Raw genomic sequence first — 17,536 nt, 5'->3', positions numbered from 1 at the left:
CGCCCCACGTCCGGCCATCGTGCCGATCCGACATTCCGCCGGGACGCCTGCATGCAGCGCGCCCCGGCCTGCAGGAGACACCCATGAGCACCCATAACGAGTACGACTACATCATCATCGGCGCCGGTTCGGCCGGCAACGTGCTGGCCACCCGCCTCACCGAAGATGCCGATGTCAGCGTGCTGCTGCTGGAAGCCGGTGGCCCGGACTACCGGCTCGACTTCCGTACCCAGATGCCGGCGGCACTGGCCTTCCCGCTGCAGGGCAAGCGCTACAACTGGGCGTACAAGACCGATCCCGAGCCCTTCATGAACAACCGCCGCATGGACTGCGGCCGTGGCAAGGGGCTGGGTGGCTCGTCGCTGATCAACGGCATGTGCTACATCCGCGGCAACGCGATGGACTACGACAACTGGGCCAGCATGCCGGGCCTGGAAGACTGGACCTACCTGGACTGCCTGCCGTACTTCCGCAAGGCCGAAACCCGTGACATCGGCCCCAACGACTACCACGGTGGCGAAGGCCCGCTGCGGGTGACCACGCCCAAGGCCGGCAACAACGAACTGTTCGCTGCGATGGTCGAGGCCGGCGTGCAGGCCGGCTACCCGCGCACCGACGACCTCAACGGCTACCAGCAGGAAGGCTTCGGCCCGATGGACCGCACGGTGACCCCGAAGGGCCGTCGTTCCAGCACCGCCCGTGGCTACCTGGACCTGGCCAAGCCGCGCCCGAACCTGACCATCGTCACCCACGCGCTGACCGACCGCATCCTGTTCTCGGGCAAGCGTGCGGTGGGCGTGCAGTGGCTGCACAACGACCAACCGCAGCGTGCCACCGCCCGCCGCGAAGTGCTGCTGTGTGGCGGCGCCATCGCCTCGCCGCAGATCCTGCAGCGCTCGGGCGTCGGCCCTGCCGACCTGCTGCGCAGCCTGGACATCGACCTGGTGCACCACCTGCCGGGCGTCGGCGCCAACCTGCAGGATCACCTGGAGATGTACCTGCAGTACGAGTGCAAGAAGCCCGTCTCGCTGGCCCCGGCTCTGAAGCTGTACAACCAGCCGGCCATCGGTGCCGAGTGGCTGTTCCTGGGCACCGGCATCGGCGCCAGCAACCAGTTCGAAGCCGGCGGCTTCATCCGCAGCGACGCCGAGTTCGACTGGCCGAACCTGCAGTACCACTTCCTGCCGGTAGCGATCAATTACAACGGCTCCAACCCGATCAAGGCGCACAGCTTCCAGATGCACGTCGGTTCGATGCGCTCGCCCAGCCGCGGCCGCATCCACGTGCGTTCGAAGGATCCGCGCGAACATCCGAGCATCCTGTTCAACTACATGTCGCACGACCAGGACTGGCGCGAGTTCCGCGCGGCGATCCGGATCACCCGCGAGATCTTCGCGCAGCCGGCACTGGCGCCGTACAGCGGCCGCGAGATCTCGCCGGGCAGCGCACTGCAGACCGATGCGCAGATCGATGCGTTCGTCCGCGAGCATGCCGAGACCGCCTACCACCCGTCGTGCTCGAACAAGATGGGCCATGCCGATGACCCGATGGCGGTGGTCGACGGCCAGGGCCGCGTGCACGGGCTGGAAGGCCTGCGCATCGTCGATGCCTCGATCATGCCGCAGGTGGTGACCGGCAACCTCAACGCGCCGACCATCATGATGGCCGAGAAGCTGGCCGACGTGATCCGTGGCCGCACCCCGCTGGCCCGCAGCACCGCGCCGTACTACAAGGCCAACGGCGCACCGGTACGCAAGCAGGGCTGACGCAAGCGCCCCGCTTGGGGCCGCGGTAGTGCCGGCCGCTGGCCGGCATCCACCGGAATCCCGATCGAGCGCAGATGCCGGCCAGCGGCCGGCATTACCAAGCAAAGAGGCCCCTCGGGGCCTCTTCGCGTTTTCCCTACGGCGGGGTATGCTGCAATGAACGGCCATTATCGATACGCTCAGGGCCGTAACCTAAAACATCACGATTCCTGGAGGGGGAATATGAGTCTGGATCGTCCCTGGCTGCAGAGCTATCCGAAAGGCGTTCCCGCCGAAATCGACGTCAACGAATTCCATTCGGTCGCCTCGGTCTTCGACGCTTCCGTCGCGAAATTCCGCGACCGTCCCGCCTACTCCAGCTTCGGCAAGGTCCTCACCTATGGTGAGACGGACGCGCTGGTCACCCAGTTCGCCGCCTACCTGCTGGGTGAGCTCAAGCTCAAGAAGGGTGACCGCGTCGCCCTGATGATGCCCAACTGCCTGCAGTACCCGGTGGCCACCTTCGGCGTGCTGCGCGCCGGCCTGACCGTGGTCAACGTCAACCCGCTGTACACCGCGCGCGAACTCAAGCACCAGCTGGTTGATGCCGGCGTCAGCGCCCTGGTGGTGGTCGACAACTTCGGCGACACCGTCGAACAGGTCATCGCCGATACGCCGGTCAAGCACGTGGTCACCACCGGCCTGGGCGACCTGCTCGGCGCCAAGGGCGCGATCGTCAACTTCGTGCTGAAGTACATCAAGAAGATGGTGCCCAACTACCACATCAAGGGCGCCGTCCGCTTCAAGCAGGCGCTCAAGCTGGGCAGCCGCCACGCGCTTCCGGCGGTCGAGATCGACCACGACGACATTGCCTTCCTGCAGTACACCGGCGGGACCACCGGCGTGGCCAAGGGTGCGATGCTGACCAACCGCAACCTGATCGCCAACATGCAGCAGGCGTCGGCGTGGCTGTCCACCTCGGGCATCGAGCCGGGCAAGGAAGTGATCATCACTGCCCTGCCGCTGTACCACATCTTCGCGTTGACCGCGAACGGGCTGGTCTTCATGAAGTTCGGTGGCTGCAACCACCTGATCACCAACCCACGCGACATGAAGGGCTTCGTCAAGGAGCTCAAGGGCACCCGCTTCACTGCCATCACCGGCGTCAACACGCTGTTCAACGGCCTGCTCAACACCCCGGGCTTCGACGAGATCGACTTCTCTTCGGTCAAGTTCACCCTGGGCGGCGGCATGGCGGTGCAACGTGCCGTGGCCGAACGCTGGAAGAAGGTCACCGGCGTGACCCTGGTCGAAGCCTATGGCCTGACCGAGACCTCGCCCGCGGCCTGCATCAATCCGCTCACCCTGCCCGAGTACAACGGTGCCATCGGCCTGCCGATCCCGTCCACCGATGCCTGCATCAAGGACGACAACGGCAACATCCTGGCGCTGGGCGAAGTGGGCGAGCTGTGCATCAAGGGCCCGCAGGTGATGAAGGGCTACTGGCAGCGTCCGGAAGAAACCGCCACCGCCATCGATGCGGACGGCTGGCTGCACACCGGCGACATGGCGAAGATGGACGAACAGGGCTTCTTCTACATCGTCGACCGCAAGAAGGACATGATCCTGGTGTCCGGCTTCAACGTGTACCCGAATGAGGTCGAAGACGTCATCGCGATGATGCCGGGCGTGCTGGAAGTCGCCGCCGTCGGTGTCCCGGACGAAAAGTCCGGCGAAGTGGTCAAGGTCGTGATCGTGAAGAAGGACCCGAACCTGACCGCGGAAATGGTCAAGGAACATGCGCGGGCAAACCTGACCGGTTACAAGCACCCCAGAATCGTAGAATTCCGAAAGGAGCTGCCGAAGACCAACGTCGGCAAGATCCTCCGTCGCGAGCTGCGTGATACGCCCGCCCAGTAAGGGTTTCCGGGCAACGGGAGAGTACAGGGACCCCGCCGGAGACGGCGGGGTCTTTTTATTACCGGAACATGGCCGGTACAGCGCTTGCGGGCGGTTCACGACGGGTGCATAGAATCAGTCGCCGCCGCACGTTCAGCCCGCCCCCTCACTCCTCTCCGTCCGCTCTGCGGTTGGCCGGACGGTCACACGGAGAACTCCCATGTCCGCAGTACGCCCCATCATCACCCGTCCCTCGCAGCACCCTACCCTGCGTATCACCGAAGAACCCGAGCGGGATGTCTACTGGATCCACATGCACGCCAACCTGGTCAACCAGCCGGGCCGGCCGTGCTTCGCCTCGCGTCTGGTCGATGACATCGTCGACTACCAGCGCGAACTGGGCGATCGCCTCAGCGCCTCGCACGCTCTGTCACCCCATGTCGTTCTTGCCTCGGACAGCGACGTGTTCAACCTGGGTGGCGATCTCGAACTGTTCTGCCGCCTGATCCGCGAGGGCGACCGCGCCCGCCTGCTCGACTATGCCCAACGCTGCGTGCGCGGCGTGCATGCCTTCCATGCCGGCCTGGGCACCCGTGCCCACAGCATCGCCCTGGTCCAGGGCAATGCACTGGGTGGCGGCTTCGAGGCCGCACTGAGCTGCCACACCATCGTCGCCGAGGAAGGCGTGTTGATGGGCCTGCCCGAGGTGCTGTTCGACCTGTTCCCTGGCATGGGCGCCTACTCCTTCCTGTGCCAGCGGATCAGCCCGCGCCTGGCCGAGAAGATCATGCTGGAAGGCAACCTCTACACCGCCAGCCAGCTGAAGGAGATGGGCCTGGTCGACATCGTGGTGCCGGTGGGCGAAGGCGTTGCCGCGGTCGAACAGGTGATCAAGGAAAGCCGGCGCATTCCGCACGCGTGGGCGGCGATGCGTGAGGTCAACGAGATCGCCACCATGGTGCCGCTGCATGAAATGATGCGGATCACCGAGATCTGGGTGGACACCGCCATGCAGCTCGGCGAGAAGTCCCTGCGCACCATGGATCGGCTGGTACGGGCGCAGGCCCGGCGCAATGGCGACCCGGCCTGACCGTCTGGCGGGTCAGGACGGGCTGCGCTCGCTGTCGTCGCGGTGCGATGCTCCCGCACTACGGGCAGCCAACGCATTCCTGCCGTTGCGCAGTGCGGTCGCCAGGCTGCCGAGGCGGGCGTTCCATTCACCCTTCAGCTGCCAGTCCGCCATGCGCATGATTTCGCCACTGGAGGCGGCAACCTGGACAAGCCCCAGGTTGCTCGCCACACCGCGCAGCGCGTGTGCGTGCTCGCGGAAATCCTCCCAGGCCTGGTGCTCGCCGCAGCCCTGCAGCTGGCCCATGCTCGCGTCGACGTCCGCCAGGCACTGGTCGATGAACTTGCGTTCGAAGCCATCGCCCATACCCAGCGACGCCAGCTCGTCCAGCACCGCGGTATCGAGCACGCCATCGCCAACCGGCAATGCCGGCACCGACTGGATGCCGGACTCGGCGCGGGTGTTGGCGGCGACATCGGCCAGCACTTCCAGCAGACGGGTGGCCACCACGGGCTTGGCAAGGAAGGCGCGCGCACCGGCCTGCTCGCAACGCAGGATGGACTCGGGGGTGACGTCCGCGCTCAGCACCATGACCGGAACGTAAGGCATGCCACTGGCCTGCATCACCCGCAACTGTTTGAGCAGGTCCAGTCCGCTCATGCCGGGCATGTGCAGATCGACGATCGCTGCGTCGTAACTGGCCTGCTCCAACGCATCGAGCACTTCGGCGCCGCCATTGACGCAGGTGACCTTGTGGCCGGCCTTCTCCAGCAACCGCTGCAGCACCATGCGGTTGGCTTCGTGGTCGTCGGCCACCAGCACCCGCAGGCTGCGCACGCGCGCACGATGGCGCAGGAAGGGATTGGAGAACGCGATGACATTGCCGGCTTCAGCCACCTCGGACGGAACCGCCGGGGCTGATGAGGTGTCTGCGACGTCCAGCGTGATCTCGACCCAGAACACGCTGCCGCGCGGGCTGTTCGGCGCATAACCGACCTGCCCGCCCATCGACTCGACCAGGCCCTTGGCAATGGCGGTGCCCAGACCGGTGCCTTCATGGCGGCGGGCCAGGCCGACATCGCCCTGCTCGAAGGCATTGAACAGCCGGCCGCGCAGCGCCACCGGTACGCCGATGCCGCTGTCGACGATCTCGAATCGCAGGCGCATCCGCTCGCTACCCAGCACATCGGGGCTGGACACGCGCAGATGCACGTAGCCGCTGTCGGTGAACTTGACCGCGTTACCCATCAGATTGAGCAGGATCTGCTGCAGATGACCGGCATCACCCAGCAGGCGCGGCGGCACGTTGTCATCCACCTGCACGCGATAGTCCAGCGATTTGGAGCGGGTCTGCGGGGTCAGGATCAGGTTGATCGCCTGCAGCACGTCGGCCAGCGCGAACTCGTGCCACTCCACGCGCACCTTGCCGGCTTCGATCGCGGAGATGTCCAGCACCTCTTCCACCAGCGCCAACAGACTGCGGGTCGAGGCCTGGATGGTGTTCAGGCACTCGCGCTGTTCGTCGTCCAGGCGGGTGGTGGCCAGCACTTCGGTCATGCCGGCCAGCCCGTTCAACGGCGTGCGGAACTCATGGCTCATGTTGGCCAGGAAACGGCTCTTGGCTTCGTTGGCCTGGCGCGCCTCTGCCACCGCCCGGGTCAAGGCATGCAGCAGCGAATCGAAGTACAGCGGAATCGCGCCCAGGCCCAGCAGCAGGCCCCAGCCCAGATAGTCGTGGCCGCGCCAGTACGGCGACAGCATCACCGTGCACAGGAAGGCCAGGCAGCCCATGGCCGTGGCCACGCGCAGGTAGGTGCTGCCGTAGCGCATGCCGTTGCCGATCGTGACCCACAGCATCACCGCATACAGCGGTGCCGCCGGCTCACCCTGGATGGTCATGATCCAGGCCATGCAGGTGTAGTCGGTCAGCATGCCGATCACCCGGCGCACATGCGACACACCCGGATTAACCAGGATCGCGGTCAGCAGGCCGGCGGAAATGGTCAGCTCGAAGGCGAGGATCAGCCACGTCGCAGTCAATGCCTCACCGCCGCCGCTCAGCGAGCGCCAGCCGAGATAGCTGATGAACAGCGCAGTGATGATGATGCGGATCAGGTTCTGCGCGTGCTCGCTGTCCTCGCGCCCGGACAGGCGTTGCTTGAAGCGTGCCAGCAGCGAGCGCTTGTCGGAGCCAGCGGCGGGAGTCGTATCCATGGTCGGATGTCGCATCCTTCGGCGCAGCAGGGAGGAGCAGCACAACGGTACTGCCAGCAACCCCAACCACAGGGAAATGGCCAGCCCCAGGTTGGCCTGCCAGTAAGGGGTCAACAGCACGGTGGTGCCGAAACTGACCATCGCCAGCACGATGGCCGCGGCCAGGTAACGCGGCCCGAAGCGCAGGCCGTTGCCCACCGTGACCCACATCACCACCGCATACACCCACGCCAGCGGCTCACCCATCTGGATCATGCCGACCGCGATCAGGCCGTAATCGGCCAGCATCCCGGCCACCCGCCGCGGATCGGAGCGCTCCGGCTTCCACAGCAACCAGCCAATCAGCAGCAGTGACAGGCCCAGCCCGGTCAGCACCGTTGCCAGCACGCCCTGGTATTGATCCAGCCGATGCAGACGGGCACCGGACAGCAGCACATAGACCAGGATCAGCGAGATCAGCGCCACCCGCACGATCGCCTGGCCATGCTCCGAATCCGGACGCTGCGCCAACCGGCGCTTCACGCGTGCGAACAGGTCCTGCATGTCACCCACCCGGTCGCGTCGATGCCGTCGAGTGCTGGGCGCAGATATCCATCAACTGCTGGTGGCCGCGCATCAGCGCATCCACGCAGCGTGGATCGAACAGGCGGCCACGCTGGGCATACAGATAGGCCAGTGTGGCTTCCATGGTCCATGCTTCCTTGTACGGACGGGGTGAGATGAGTGCGTCGAAGACGTCGGCCACGGCGACGATGCGCGCTTCCAGCGGAATCGCCTCACCGACCAGCCCATCCGGGTAGCCGCTGCCGTCGTAACGTTCGTGGTGGCGCAGCGCGATCAATGCGCCGACCTGGATGAAGCGGTTCTGGCTGCCACTGAGCAGCTCATGGCCGATGCGTGGGTGCCGGCGCATGATCGCCAGCTCCTCGTCGTTGAGCTTGCCCTGCTTGAGCAGCACTGCATCGGGAATGGCGATCTTGCCCATGTCATGCAGCGGCGCGGCCATCTCGATCAGGCGCACGTCGTCTTCGGGCAGGCCGAGCTGCTCGGCGATCAGCCCTGCCACGCGCGCCATGCGTTCGAGGTAGGCACTGGTGCCAGCATCACGGAACTCGATCGCCCGAGCCAATCGCGACAGGGTCTCGCGCTCACGCTCTTCAACCTCGTGCATGCTGGCCAGCAAGCGCTGCTCCAGCGACAAGGCGCGTTGCTTCACGTTCTCGGTCTGCTGGCGCAGCTGCCGCAGGTTGTAGCAGCGCGCACGCAGTTCGCGCGGGCGGATGGGCTTGACCAGGAAGTCGATGACCCCCGCTTCCAGCGCCGCCTGACGGATCGGCTCGTCGCCGACCACGGTGATCAGGATCACCGGAATGTCGCGATGCTTGGGCAGGCGACGGAAACGGCGGGCGAACTCCAGCCCGTCCATTTCCGGCATGCGGTAATCGAGCAGCAGCAGGTCGACCGGATGCGCCTCGCACCAGGCCAATGCGGTCAACGGATCACCGAAGTCATACACGCTCAGTTCCGGCGCGATATCTTCGATGACGTGACGCAGCATCGTCCGGGCGGACGTCTGGTCGTCAACAATGACGATGTTCAACGCGTACTCTGCCTGGTTTCTCGACCATGCTGGATCATCAGCAGGCGAGGATACCCTGCCGCTGCGAACGCTCGCACCCTGCATCGGCCTGACTCCCGTGTCATGCGTCCCGGTTCATGATCGTCATCACATTGTGAAGCGGACTCTCCACAGTGCGCACTCCCCCTGGCGCCGATCAAGCCACAACAGACGTCAAGGTAGTGCATTAACGATACGCCGAGTGCGGGAGGCGTCAATCGCGCCGTCTCATTTCGCGACGGCGCGCACAAACAGGAGTCAAAAAGACGACTTACTGCTCCGGACGCATGTACGGGAACAGCAGCACGTCACGGATCGAGCTGCTGCCAGTCAGCAGCATCACCAGGCGATCAACGCCGATGCCGAGGCCGCCGGTCGGGGCCATGCCGTACTCCAGCGCACGGATGTAGTCGGCGTCGTAGTGCATCGCCTCGTCGTCGCCGCCTTCCTTCGCGGCCACCTGGGCCTGGAAACGCTGGGCCTGGTCTTCCGGGTCGTTCAGTTCGGAGAAGCCGTTGGCCAGCTCCTTGCCGTTGACGAACAGCTCGAAGCGGTCGGTGTAGCCCGGGTCGTTGTCATTGGCACGGGCCAGCGGCGAGACCTCGACCGGATGGTCGGTGATGAAGGTCGGCTGGATCAGGGTGTGCTCGACCGTGGCCTCGAAGATCTCCAGCAACAGCTTGCCCCAGCCGTAGGACGGCTTGACGCGGATGTTCAAGCGCTCGCAATGGCGCAGCAGCGCATCGCGGTCAGTGCAATCAGCGGCCGAGATTTCCGGGTTGTGGTGGCGGACCGCCTCATCCATGCGCCAGCGGCGGAACGCCGGGCCCAGGTCGATCTTCGCGCCATCCCACTCCACTTCGGTGGAACCGTTGACGGTCGTGGCCACGTCACGGATCACGCCTTCGGTCAGGTCCATGATCTCGTTGTACGTGGCATAGGCCTCGTACAGCTCCATCATGGTGAATTCCGGGTTGTGGCGGGTGCTGACGCCTTCATTGCGGAAGTTGCGGTTGATCTCGTACACGCGCTCCAGGCCACCCACGGTCAGGCGCTTGAGGTACAGCTCCGGCGCCACGCGCAGGTACAGGTCCAGGTCCAGCGCATTGTGGTGGGTGGTGAACGGCTTGGCCGCCGCGCCGCCGGGGATGTAATGCATCATCGGCGTTTCGACTTCGAGGAAGTCGCGGTTGTCCAGCCACGCGCGCATCGCGCGGATGATCTTCGAGCGCTTGATGAACACCGCGCGCGACTCCGGGGTCACGATCAGGTCGACATAGCGCTGGCGGTAGCGCTGCTCGACGTCGGCCAGGCCATGCCACTTGTCCGGCAGCGGGCGCAGCGACTTGGTCAGCAGGCGGATCGATTCGGCCTTGACCGACAGCTCGCCGGTCTTGGTACGGGTCAGGCCGCCTTCGACGGCGATGATGTCGCCCACGTCCCAGCCCTTGAAGGCCGTGTAGGCATCGCCCAGCACCGTGCCCTGCAGGAACAGCTGGATGCGGCCGGACTCGTCCTGGATCTGCGCGAAACTGGCCTTGCCCATGATGCGCTTGGCCATCAGGCGGCCCGCCATCTTCACCTGGCGGCCGTTGCCTTCCAGGGCCTCAGCGGTCCACTGCTCGGCGTCGGCGAATTCTTCCTGCAGGCGGCCGGCGAAGTCCTCGCGACGGAAATCGTTCGGGTACGCGATGCCCTGCCCACGCAGCGTTTTGAGTTTCTCGCGGCGCTCGGCGATCAACTTGTTTTCGTCAACGGGGGGGGGTATCGGTAGCTTCGCTCATGGATCTGCGGGAATCGTGTAGTGAGGGGGGATGTTGCGCCCGGCACAGCCGGTTGCCCAGCATACCAAAACCGCCCCGCCCCAGCCCTGGGCCGGGCTCCTGCCTGGTCGTCGCCAACCTTGGTTGGCGGTCCGTGTGTCGACCAAGGTCGACACCTACCAGGCCCACTGCCCGCCTGGTAGCCGCCAACCTTGGTTGGCGCTCCATCGTGTCGACCAAGGTCGACACCTACCAGGTCCGCTGCCCGCCGCTCTGGTAGCCGCCAACCTTGGTTGGCGGTCCGCGTGTCGACCAAGGTCGACACCTACCAGGTCCGCTGCCCGCCGCTCTGGTAGCCGCCAACCTTGGTTGGCGGTCCGCGTGTCGACCAAGGTCGACACCTACCGGATTCCGGGGAACCGATGCCCCGGTAGGCGTCAACCGTTCCCGGGGAACGCCTGCCGCAGCTCGTCCACCAGCACCCGCTGGTTCTCCGAGTAGTCGATCGGCACCGATACCAGGTGCACCCCACCCTCGTTGAACGCCGCCTCCAGCGTCGGGATGAACTGCTCGCTGGCCGTCACCTCATGCCCCTTGCAGCCATAGGCTTCCGCATACTTCACGAAATCCGGGTTACTGAACGTCATGCCGTAGTCGGTGAAGCCATCCACCGCCTGCTTCCAGCGGATCATCCCGTAGGCGCCGTCGTTGAGGATCAGCACCACCAGGTTCAGGCCCAGCCGACGCGCGGTCTCCAGCTCCTGGCTGTTCATCATGAATCCGCCATCGCCGCACACCGCCAACACCCGCCGCTGCGGGTACAGGATCGAGGCCATGATCGCCGACGGCAGGCCCGCGCCCATCGTCGCCAGCGCGTTGTCCAGCAGCAGCGTATTGGCCACCTGGGTGCGGTAATTGCGCGCAAACCAGATCTTGTACATGCCGTTGTCCAGCGCCACGATGCCGTCCGGCGGCATCACATGGCGCACGTCGTGCACCAGCCGCTGCGGGGTGAATCCAGCTTCCTCGGCACGGTCAGCCAAGTGTTCCAGAATGGTCGCGCGCAGTGGCAGCAGCGCGTCGGCGTTCGGCACTGCACCTTCGATACGGTCGGCCAGCTGGGTCAGCGAACGGCCGATGTCACCGATCACTTCCACCTGCGGGAAGTACACCTGCTCCACCGCCGCCTGCGAATAGCCGATATGGATCACGGTCGGCCCACCCGGGCGCATCACGAACGGCGGCTTCTCGGTGACCTCGTGGCCGATCGTCACGATCACGTCGGCCTGGTCGATCGCCATGTGCACGTAGTCGCGCTCGGTCAGCGCGGCGGTGCCCATGTACAGGCCCGAACCACCGGCCACCGCACCCTTGCCCATCTGCGTGGTGAAGAATGGAATACCCGCGCGCAGCACGAATGCCGACAACGCTTCGCTGGACTGCGGCCGCGACGCCGCCGAGGCGATCATCAGCAGCGGGCGCTTGGCGTTGCGGATGATCTCCGCCGCGCGGTCCAGTGCTTCCGGACTGGCAATGGGACGATCCACCGCGTGCGGCGGAATCAGCGCTACGTCCCCGACCTCATCGGCCGCGATGTCTTCGGGCAGCTCCAGCAGCACCGGGCCCGGGCGCTCTTCCAGCGCGGTACGGAACGCCTCGCGGACGATGGTCGGAATGGTGCGCGCCGAGACAATCTGCCGCGCCTGCTTGGTCAGCGGCTTCATGGTGCTGACGATGTCGACGATCTGGAAACGCGCCTGCTTGCTGGCGACGATGCCCTTCTGGCCAGTGATCATGATCACCGGCCACGCGCCAAGCAGCGCGTAGGCGGCACCGGTGGTGAAGTTGAGCGCGCCCGGGCCAAGCGTGGCCAGGCACACGCCCGGCTTGCCGGTCAGGCGGCCATAGGTGGCCGCCATGAACACGGCCGCCTGTTCGTGGCGGGTGATGACCAGCTCGATGCTGGAATGGCGCAGCGACTCGACCACGTCGAGATTCTCTTCGCCGGGAATACCGAAAATACGCTCGACGCCTTCGTTCTCAAGCGCGGCGACGAGCAGATCTGAACCCTTGGACATTGGAATGCCGTCCTTTTCGCTGGACTGATGATGGATCGTTGCAGGAAGGATGGAAGCTACGCGTCAACGCTTGTCGAACCACACCGTCTGCGCGTTGACGAATTCGCGGATGCCGAAGTGCGAGAGCTCACGGCCGAAGCCGCTCTTCTTCACGCCACCGATCGGCACGCGCGGGTCAGAGGCGGAGAAACCGTTGACGAACACGCCGCCGGTCTGCAGCCGGCGCGCCAGCTGCATGGCCCGCGCGCGGTCGCCGCTCCACAGGTTGCCGCTGAGGCCGAACTCGCTCTGGTTGGCCAGTTCCACCGCATGGTCGGCATCGCGGGCACGGCTGATCGAGGCAACCGGACCAAAGGTTTCGGTATCGAAAGCCTGCATGCCCGGCTCCACGTCGGCCAGCACGGTGGGCGCGTAGAACGCACCCGGGCGATCCAGCTGATGGCCGCCAACCAGCAGCTTCGCGCCCGCGTCCACCGAGGCCCGTACCTGCGCGTCCAGCTGCTCCAGCAGGTCCTGGCGTGCCATCGGGCCGATACGGTTGCCGGCTTCACGGCCGTCGCCGATGGTCAGCGCCTGCACCTTCTGGCAGAACTGCGCCACGAACCGGTCGTAGACCGCGTCTTCAACGATGATGCGCTTGCCGGCGATGCAGACCTGCCCGGTGTTCTGGAAGCGCGAAGCCACCGCTGCATCGACGGCAGCGTCCAGATTGGCGTCGGCCAGCACGATGAACGGATCCGAGCCACCCAGTTCCAGCACCACCTTCTTCAGCGCCTGCCCGGCCTGGGCGGCGATGCTGCGGCCGGCGGCCACGCTGCCGGTCAGGGTCACCGCCGCGATGCGGTCATCGGCGATCGCGCGGCTGGTGCCGTCGCGGCTGATGTTGGCGGCGATGAAGGTGCCTTCCGGCAGACCGGCATCGCGCCAGGCGGCGTCGAGCAGCTGCGCGGTACCGACGATGTTCTCGGCCGGCTTCAGCAGGAAGCCGTTGCCGCCCATCAGGATCGGTACCGCCGCGCGCATCACCTGCCAGTACGGGAAGTTCCACGGCATGATGCCCAGCACCACGCCCAGCGGCAGGTAGGACACGTAAGCCTTGTCGTCGGGCACCTGGGTCGGTTCGTCGCGCAGGAACTGCGCGCCGTGGTCGGCGTACCAGTCGCACAGCACGGCGCACTTCTCGATCTCGGCCAGCGACTCGGCCTGGACCTTGCCCATTTCGGCGGTGGCCAGTGCAGCCAGCTTTTCACGGTCACGGCGCAGTACCACCGCCATCGCACGCAGTACGTCTGCACGCTGTTCAAGGCTCTTGGCGCTCCAGGCCGCAAAGCCAACCTGGCCGCGATCCAAGATTGTTTCCAGTTCGGCGTCGGTGGCAAAGGGATGGCTGGCGATCTGCTGGCCGGTGGCCGGATCGCGGGAAATGGCGGTGCTGGGGGCAGCGGACATGCAGGTCTCCTGGTGTCTCGACAACGGGCGGCGGCCCGTCTCCTGCACAGGAATGTGGACCCGATCGACGGGCACAACAAGGCGTCTGCTTATCCTGTGACCTGCACTTACCTGCCTGAATGGGGTTATCGGCAGGGCTGCGCCCTGCACCCGCCGAAGCAACAGCAACAGCCGAAGCAACAGCACAAGCTGGTTTCCTGCGGGATGGCGGGGTGGGTCCGGTTGCGGGGGTCGCTGCAAGTACGTCCATGTAAGCTCGGTCGCCGCATCCATGCGGCTCACGCCCCCGCAACCGGACCCATCCCGCATTCGACAGTTTTCCGCGATCTGTCGGAACGGATCCAACTTCAGATGAATTTCGATATCTGACAGATGTGTCGACCAAGGTCGACACCTACCAACAGCCGCCGGAATCTGTCAGAGGCGGGGCGGTGTCGGGGTGCGGGGTGTCAGCCGCATGGATGCGGCTGCCAAGCCTACACGGACGTACTTGCGGCGTCCCCGCACTCCGACACCGCCCCGCCAAGCCACGGATAGCTCGCTGTTGCTGTTGCCGTTGCTTCGGCTTGAAGCAGGTGCAGGGCTGCAAGCCCTGCCGAACAACCCCCTACCTACGCGGCAGGTAGGTCACCAGTGACAGGTCGTGCCGGCTCTCCGGCACCAACGCCACGTACTGCAGGTCCAGCAACCCGCGCGTTGGGTGGTTCAGCTTCTTCGCACCTTCGTCGAACCGGCGCACGTCGTGCTCCGGCCACCACTGGCGGAACTCCTCGCTGTGCGTGGCGATGTCCTCGGCCAGCGCCAGGAACGGGGCCTTGTCCGGCGCCTGCGCCATCGCCGCGCGGAAGCCGGCCAGCAGGCCGCGGGTCATTTCTTCCCAGTTGAGGATCAGCGTGCGGTACGGCGGATACAGGAACATCAGCCGCAGCGTGTTGCGTTCGTGCGGCGCCAGCTGGCTGTAATCCACGAACAGCTCGGCGATGGCCGGGTTCCACGCCAGGATGTCGTAACGGGTATTGCGCACGTAAGCCGGGATCGGCTGCATCGCTTCGACCAGTTGGCGCAGGCCATCGGTCACCGTTTCGTCGGGAGATTCCAGTGGCACGCCGTAGCCGGACAGCGCGAACGCATAGGCGCGCTCGTCGTCACTCATGCGCAGTACCTGCGCCAGGCGCTCCAGCACTTCGGGCGAGGCGCGCACTTCGCGGCCCTGCTCGATCCAGGTGTACCAGCTGACACTGACCCCGATCGCCAGTGCCACTTCCTCGCGCTTCAGGCCCGGGGTACGCCGGCGCCCGGCCGGCAGGCCGAGCGTGGCGGGATCGACACGGGCGCGGCAGGCCTTGAGGAAGCCGCCGAGTTCCTTGCGTTCACTTTCGCTGCGCATCATCGCTACCGCCGTACCTGTTGTAGCGTCGAGCCATGCTCGACGCATCTACTACCGCGCGAACAGCAGCTGAGCATGGCTCAGCTCTACAGTAAAGCCAGTTCAGCCACCCTCGGCGTTGCGCGCGAGGGTGACGATCTCCGCGCAGGCACGTCGATCAGGCATCGACGCGCTTGGAGCCCACGGCCAGGCCGGCCTTCAGGCTGGCCTCGACGAACTCGTCCAGGTCGCCGTCCAGCACCTTCTGCGTATCCGAACGCTCGATGCCGGTACGCAGGTCCTTGATACGGCTCTGGTCGAGCACGTAGTTGCGGATCTGGCTGCCCCAGCCGATGTCGGACTTGGTGGCTTCCACGGCGTCCTTCTCGGCGTTGCGCTTCTGGATCTCCAGCTCGTACAGCTTGGCGGCCAGCATCTTCATCGCGTTGTCGCGGTTCTGGTGCTGGCTACGGCCGGTCTGGCAGGCCACGACGATATTGGTCGGGATGTGGGTGATTCGCACCGCCGACTCGGTCTTGTTCACGTGCTGGCCACCGGCACCGGACGAACGGTACACGTCGGTACGCAGGTCGGCCGGGTTGATGGTGATGTCGATGTTGTCATCGATCTCCGGCGACACGAACACCGAGGTGAAGCTGGTGTGGCGGCGGTTGTCCGAGTCGAACGGCGACTTGCGCACCAGGCGGTGCACGCCGGTCTCGGTCTTCAGCCAGCCGTAGGCATAGTCGCCTTCCACGCGCAGCGTAGCCGACTTGATGCCGGCGACGTCGCCACCGGAGACTTCCATCAGCTCGGTCTTCCAGCCGCGCGATTCACACCAGCGCAGGTACATGCGCAGCAGGATCTCGGCCCAGTCCTGGGCTTCGGTGCCACCGGCACCGGCCTGGATGTCGACGAACGCGGCAGCATTGTCCATCTCGCCGGAGAACATGCGCTGGAACTCCAGCTTCTCGACGTGCGACTGGTGCTTGTCCAGGTCGGCGACCACGGCCAGCGCGGTGTCCTCGTCCTGCTCGGACTCGGCCAGCTCAAGCAGTTCGGTGGCATCAGCCAGGCCGTCCAGCACCGAGGCGATGCCGCCCACGGTCTTTTCCAGGCTGGAACGCTCGCGGCCCAGGTTCTGGGCGTATTCGGCGTTGTTCCAGACGTCGGGGCTTTCCAGCTCCCGCGTTACTTCTTCAAGACGCTCTTTCTTGGCGTCGTAGTCAAAGATACCCCCGAAGCGACAGCACGCGATCGGTCAGATCGGTGATGCGCTGGCGGACAGGATTCAGTTCGATCATGTCGGCGGTTATGCATTCAAAAGATGACTGGTAATGATACCGCAGGCCGGGGATGCCCGGAATGAGGGCCTCACCCTGCCCCCAGCGCCTGCCGCAGCAACGGCAACTGGCGCCGGCTGCAGGGCACTTTGGCTCCATCGGCCATGTGCAGCAGGGCCTCGCCCCCGTCCAGCGGCTCGATCGAGCGCAGCTGGCCGCGATGGATCAGCCAGCTGCGGTGCGGGCGCAGGAACTCGCCCGGATCCAGCCGCTGCTCCAGCACCGCCATGGTGATCCGCAGCGGGTAGTCGTGGCCGCGTACCCGCAGGTTCACGTAGTTCCCCGCCGCCTGGGCGTACTCCACGTCGGCGGTGGCGACCAGGAACTCCTTGCCCAGCTTGCGCACCAGGAAGTGCTGGGGGCGCTCGACCGGCTCCACCGGCGGGCCGACATCGGGCTCGGCCAGCAGGTGCGCCTCACCCTGCCGGCGCCGGCCAAACCAGCTCGCAAAGTGCTCCAGTGCCACGAACATCGCAAACGTGCGTACATCCTTCAGGTATTCGTACGCAAAACGCTCCAGCCAGCCGGCATCGTCCTGGTACCGATAGCCCAGCGCTCCATAGGCCAGGTGCCGCAGCAGCATCATCCCCACCACGTGCAGCAGCGACCAGCCGACGCTGGCCAGCAGATACAGCGGCAATCGCTGCTTCCAGGTATCGGCATGCAGCGGCCAACGCTCGCAGGCCCGCCACAGCAGCGGCAGGGTCAGCAGGATCGGGACGAGGCTGCTGAACTCCCAGATCATCGGCTCCCACAAACCCAGATCGGCACCACGGCGACCGGCATCCATCACTTCCACCAGCGCATTGGTCACTGCTGAAGCGGACAGGATGGCCGCCCATACCAGCAGGCGGGTTGACGTGCGCCAGCGCGGTGGTCGGCCCTGGGTCATTGCTGCATCCATGTCGTTGCGGTGCTCCAGCCTGCCTCAAGGGACCGAGGGTAGCGGCTCCATTGGTCCCACCACCCCCGCCATTGGTCACTGCGCGGCT

General features: G+C 65.7%; 11 protein-coding genes. 3 read left to right on the top strand and 8 right to left on the bottom strand.

Going from position 1 to position 17,536, the window contains the following annotated elements:
• Window positions 1–83: 83 nt before the first annotated feature.
• The 3 genes from betA to rpfF all read left to right on the top strand — a co-directional run bounded on the left by betA (window position 84) and on the right by rpfF (window position 4,734).
• Window positions 84–1,766 (top strand): choline dehydrogenase, encoded by a 1,683-nt coding sequence (betA, locus tag ACZK13_RS09545; protein WP_014037074.1) that lies wholly within the window; start codon window positions 84–86, stop codon window positions 1,764–1,766.
• A 222-nt stretch (window positions 1,767–1,988) separates the two neighbouring features.
• Complete coding sequence (locus tag ACZK13_RS09540) at window positions 1,989–3,665, top strand: long-chain fatty acid--CoA ligase (RefSeq protein WP_049399434.1); 1,677 nt, start codon at window positions 1,989–1,991, stop codon at window positions 3,663–3,665.
• A gap of 199 nt (window positions 3,666–3,864) precedes the next feature.
• Complete coding sequence (gene rpfF / locus ACZK13_RS09535; RefSeq protein WP_012480080.1) at window positions 3,865–4,734, top strand: diffusible signal factor synthase RpfF; 870 nt, start codon at window positions 3,865–3,867, stop codon at window positions 4,732–4,734.
• Window positions 4,735–4,746: 12 nt separating this feature from the next.
• On the opposite strand, the gene ACZK13_RS09530 is transcribed toward rpfF, so the two are convergent.
• The 8 genes from ACZK13_RS09530 to ACZK13_RS09495 all read right to left on the bottom strand — a co-directional run bounded on the left by ACZK13_RS09530 (window position 4,747) and on the right by ACZK13_RS09495 (window position 17,436).
• Window positions 4,747–7,470: a response regulator gene (locus ACZK13_RS09530; protein ID WP_478482486.1), complete on the bottom strand. Its 2,724-nt coding sequence runs from the start codon at window positions 7,468–7,470 to the stop codon at window positions 4,747–4,749.
• 1 nt (window position 7,471) lies between these two features.
• A complete protein-coding gene (rpfG, locus tag ACZK13_RS09525) occupies window positions 7,472–8,611 on the bottom strand; it encodes a cyclic di-GMP phosphodiesterase response regulator RpfG (protein ID WP_478482485.1) in 1,140 nt (379 codons plus the stop codon).
• Between the two features lie 205 nt (window positions 8,612–8,816).
• The gene (gene lysS / locus ACZK13_RS09520; RefSeq protein WP_478482516.1) at window positions 8,817–10,313 is read right to left on the bottom strand and encodes a lysine--tRNA ligase; all 1,497 of its coding nucleotides are present in this window, start codon (window positions 10,311–10,313) and stop codon (window positions 8,817–8,819) included.
• Between the two features lie 432 nt (window positions 10,314–10,745).
• On the bottom strand, window positions 10,746–12,386 hold the full coding sequence (locus tag ACZK13_RS09515) for an acetolactate synthase large subunit (RefSeq protein WP_478482484.1): 1,641 nt from the start codon (window positions 12,384–12,386) through the stop codon (window positions 10,746–10,748).
• A gap of 63 nt (window positions 12,387–12,449) precedes the next feature.
• The gene (locus ACZK13_RS09510; protein ID WP_478482483.1) at window positions 12,450–13,835 is read right to left on the bottom strand and encodes an NAD-dependent succinate-semialdehyde dehydrogenase; all 1,386 of its coding nucleotides are present in this window, start codon (window positions 13,833–13,835) and stop codon (window positions 12,450–12,452) included.
• 607 nt (window positions 13,836–14,442) lie between these two features.
• A complete protein-coding gene (locus tag ACZK13_RS09505; protein ID WP_180837613.1) occupies window positions 14,443–15,225 on the bottom strand; it encodes a helix-turn-helix transcriptional regulator in 783 nt (260 codons plus the stop codon).
• A 154-nt stretch (window positions 15,226–15,379) separates the two neighbouring features.
• Window positions 15,380–16,505 (bottom strand): peptide chain release factor 2 gene (prfB, locus tag ACZK13_RS09500; protein ID WP_097048047.1). Its coding sequence is split into 2 segments (ribosomal slippage): window positions 15,380–16,429 and window positions 16,431–16,505, totalling 1,125 coding nucleotides; the frame shifts between segments, so codons are not numbered across the junction.
• A gap of 70 nt (window positions 16,506–16,575) precedes the next feature.
• The gene (locus ACZK13_RS09495) at window positions 16,576–17,436 is read right to left on the bottom strand and encodes a LytTR family DNA-binding domain-containing protein (protein ID WP_107432702.1); all 861 of its coding nucleotides are present in this window, start codon (window positions 17,434–17,436) and stop codon (window positions 16,576–16,578) included.
• Between the last annotated feature and the right edge of the window lie 100 nt (window positions 17,437–17,536).

The organism is Stenotrophomonas sp. 99219_Sma (assembly GCF_056480785.1).
Note: the sequence above shows the minus strand (reverse complement) of the source record. Positions and strands in the feature narration are given on the sequence as shown.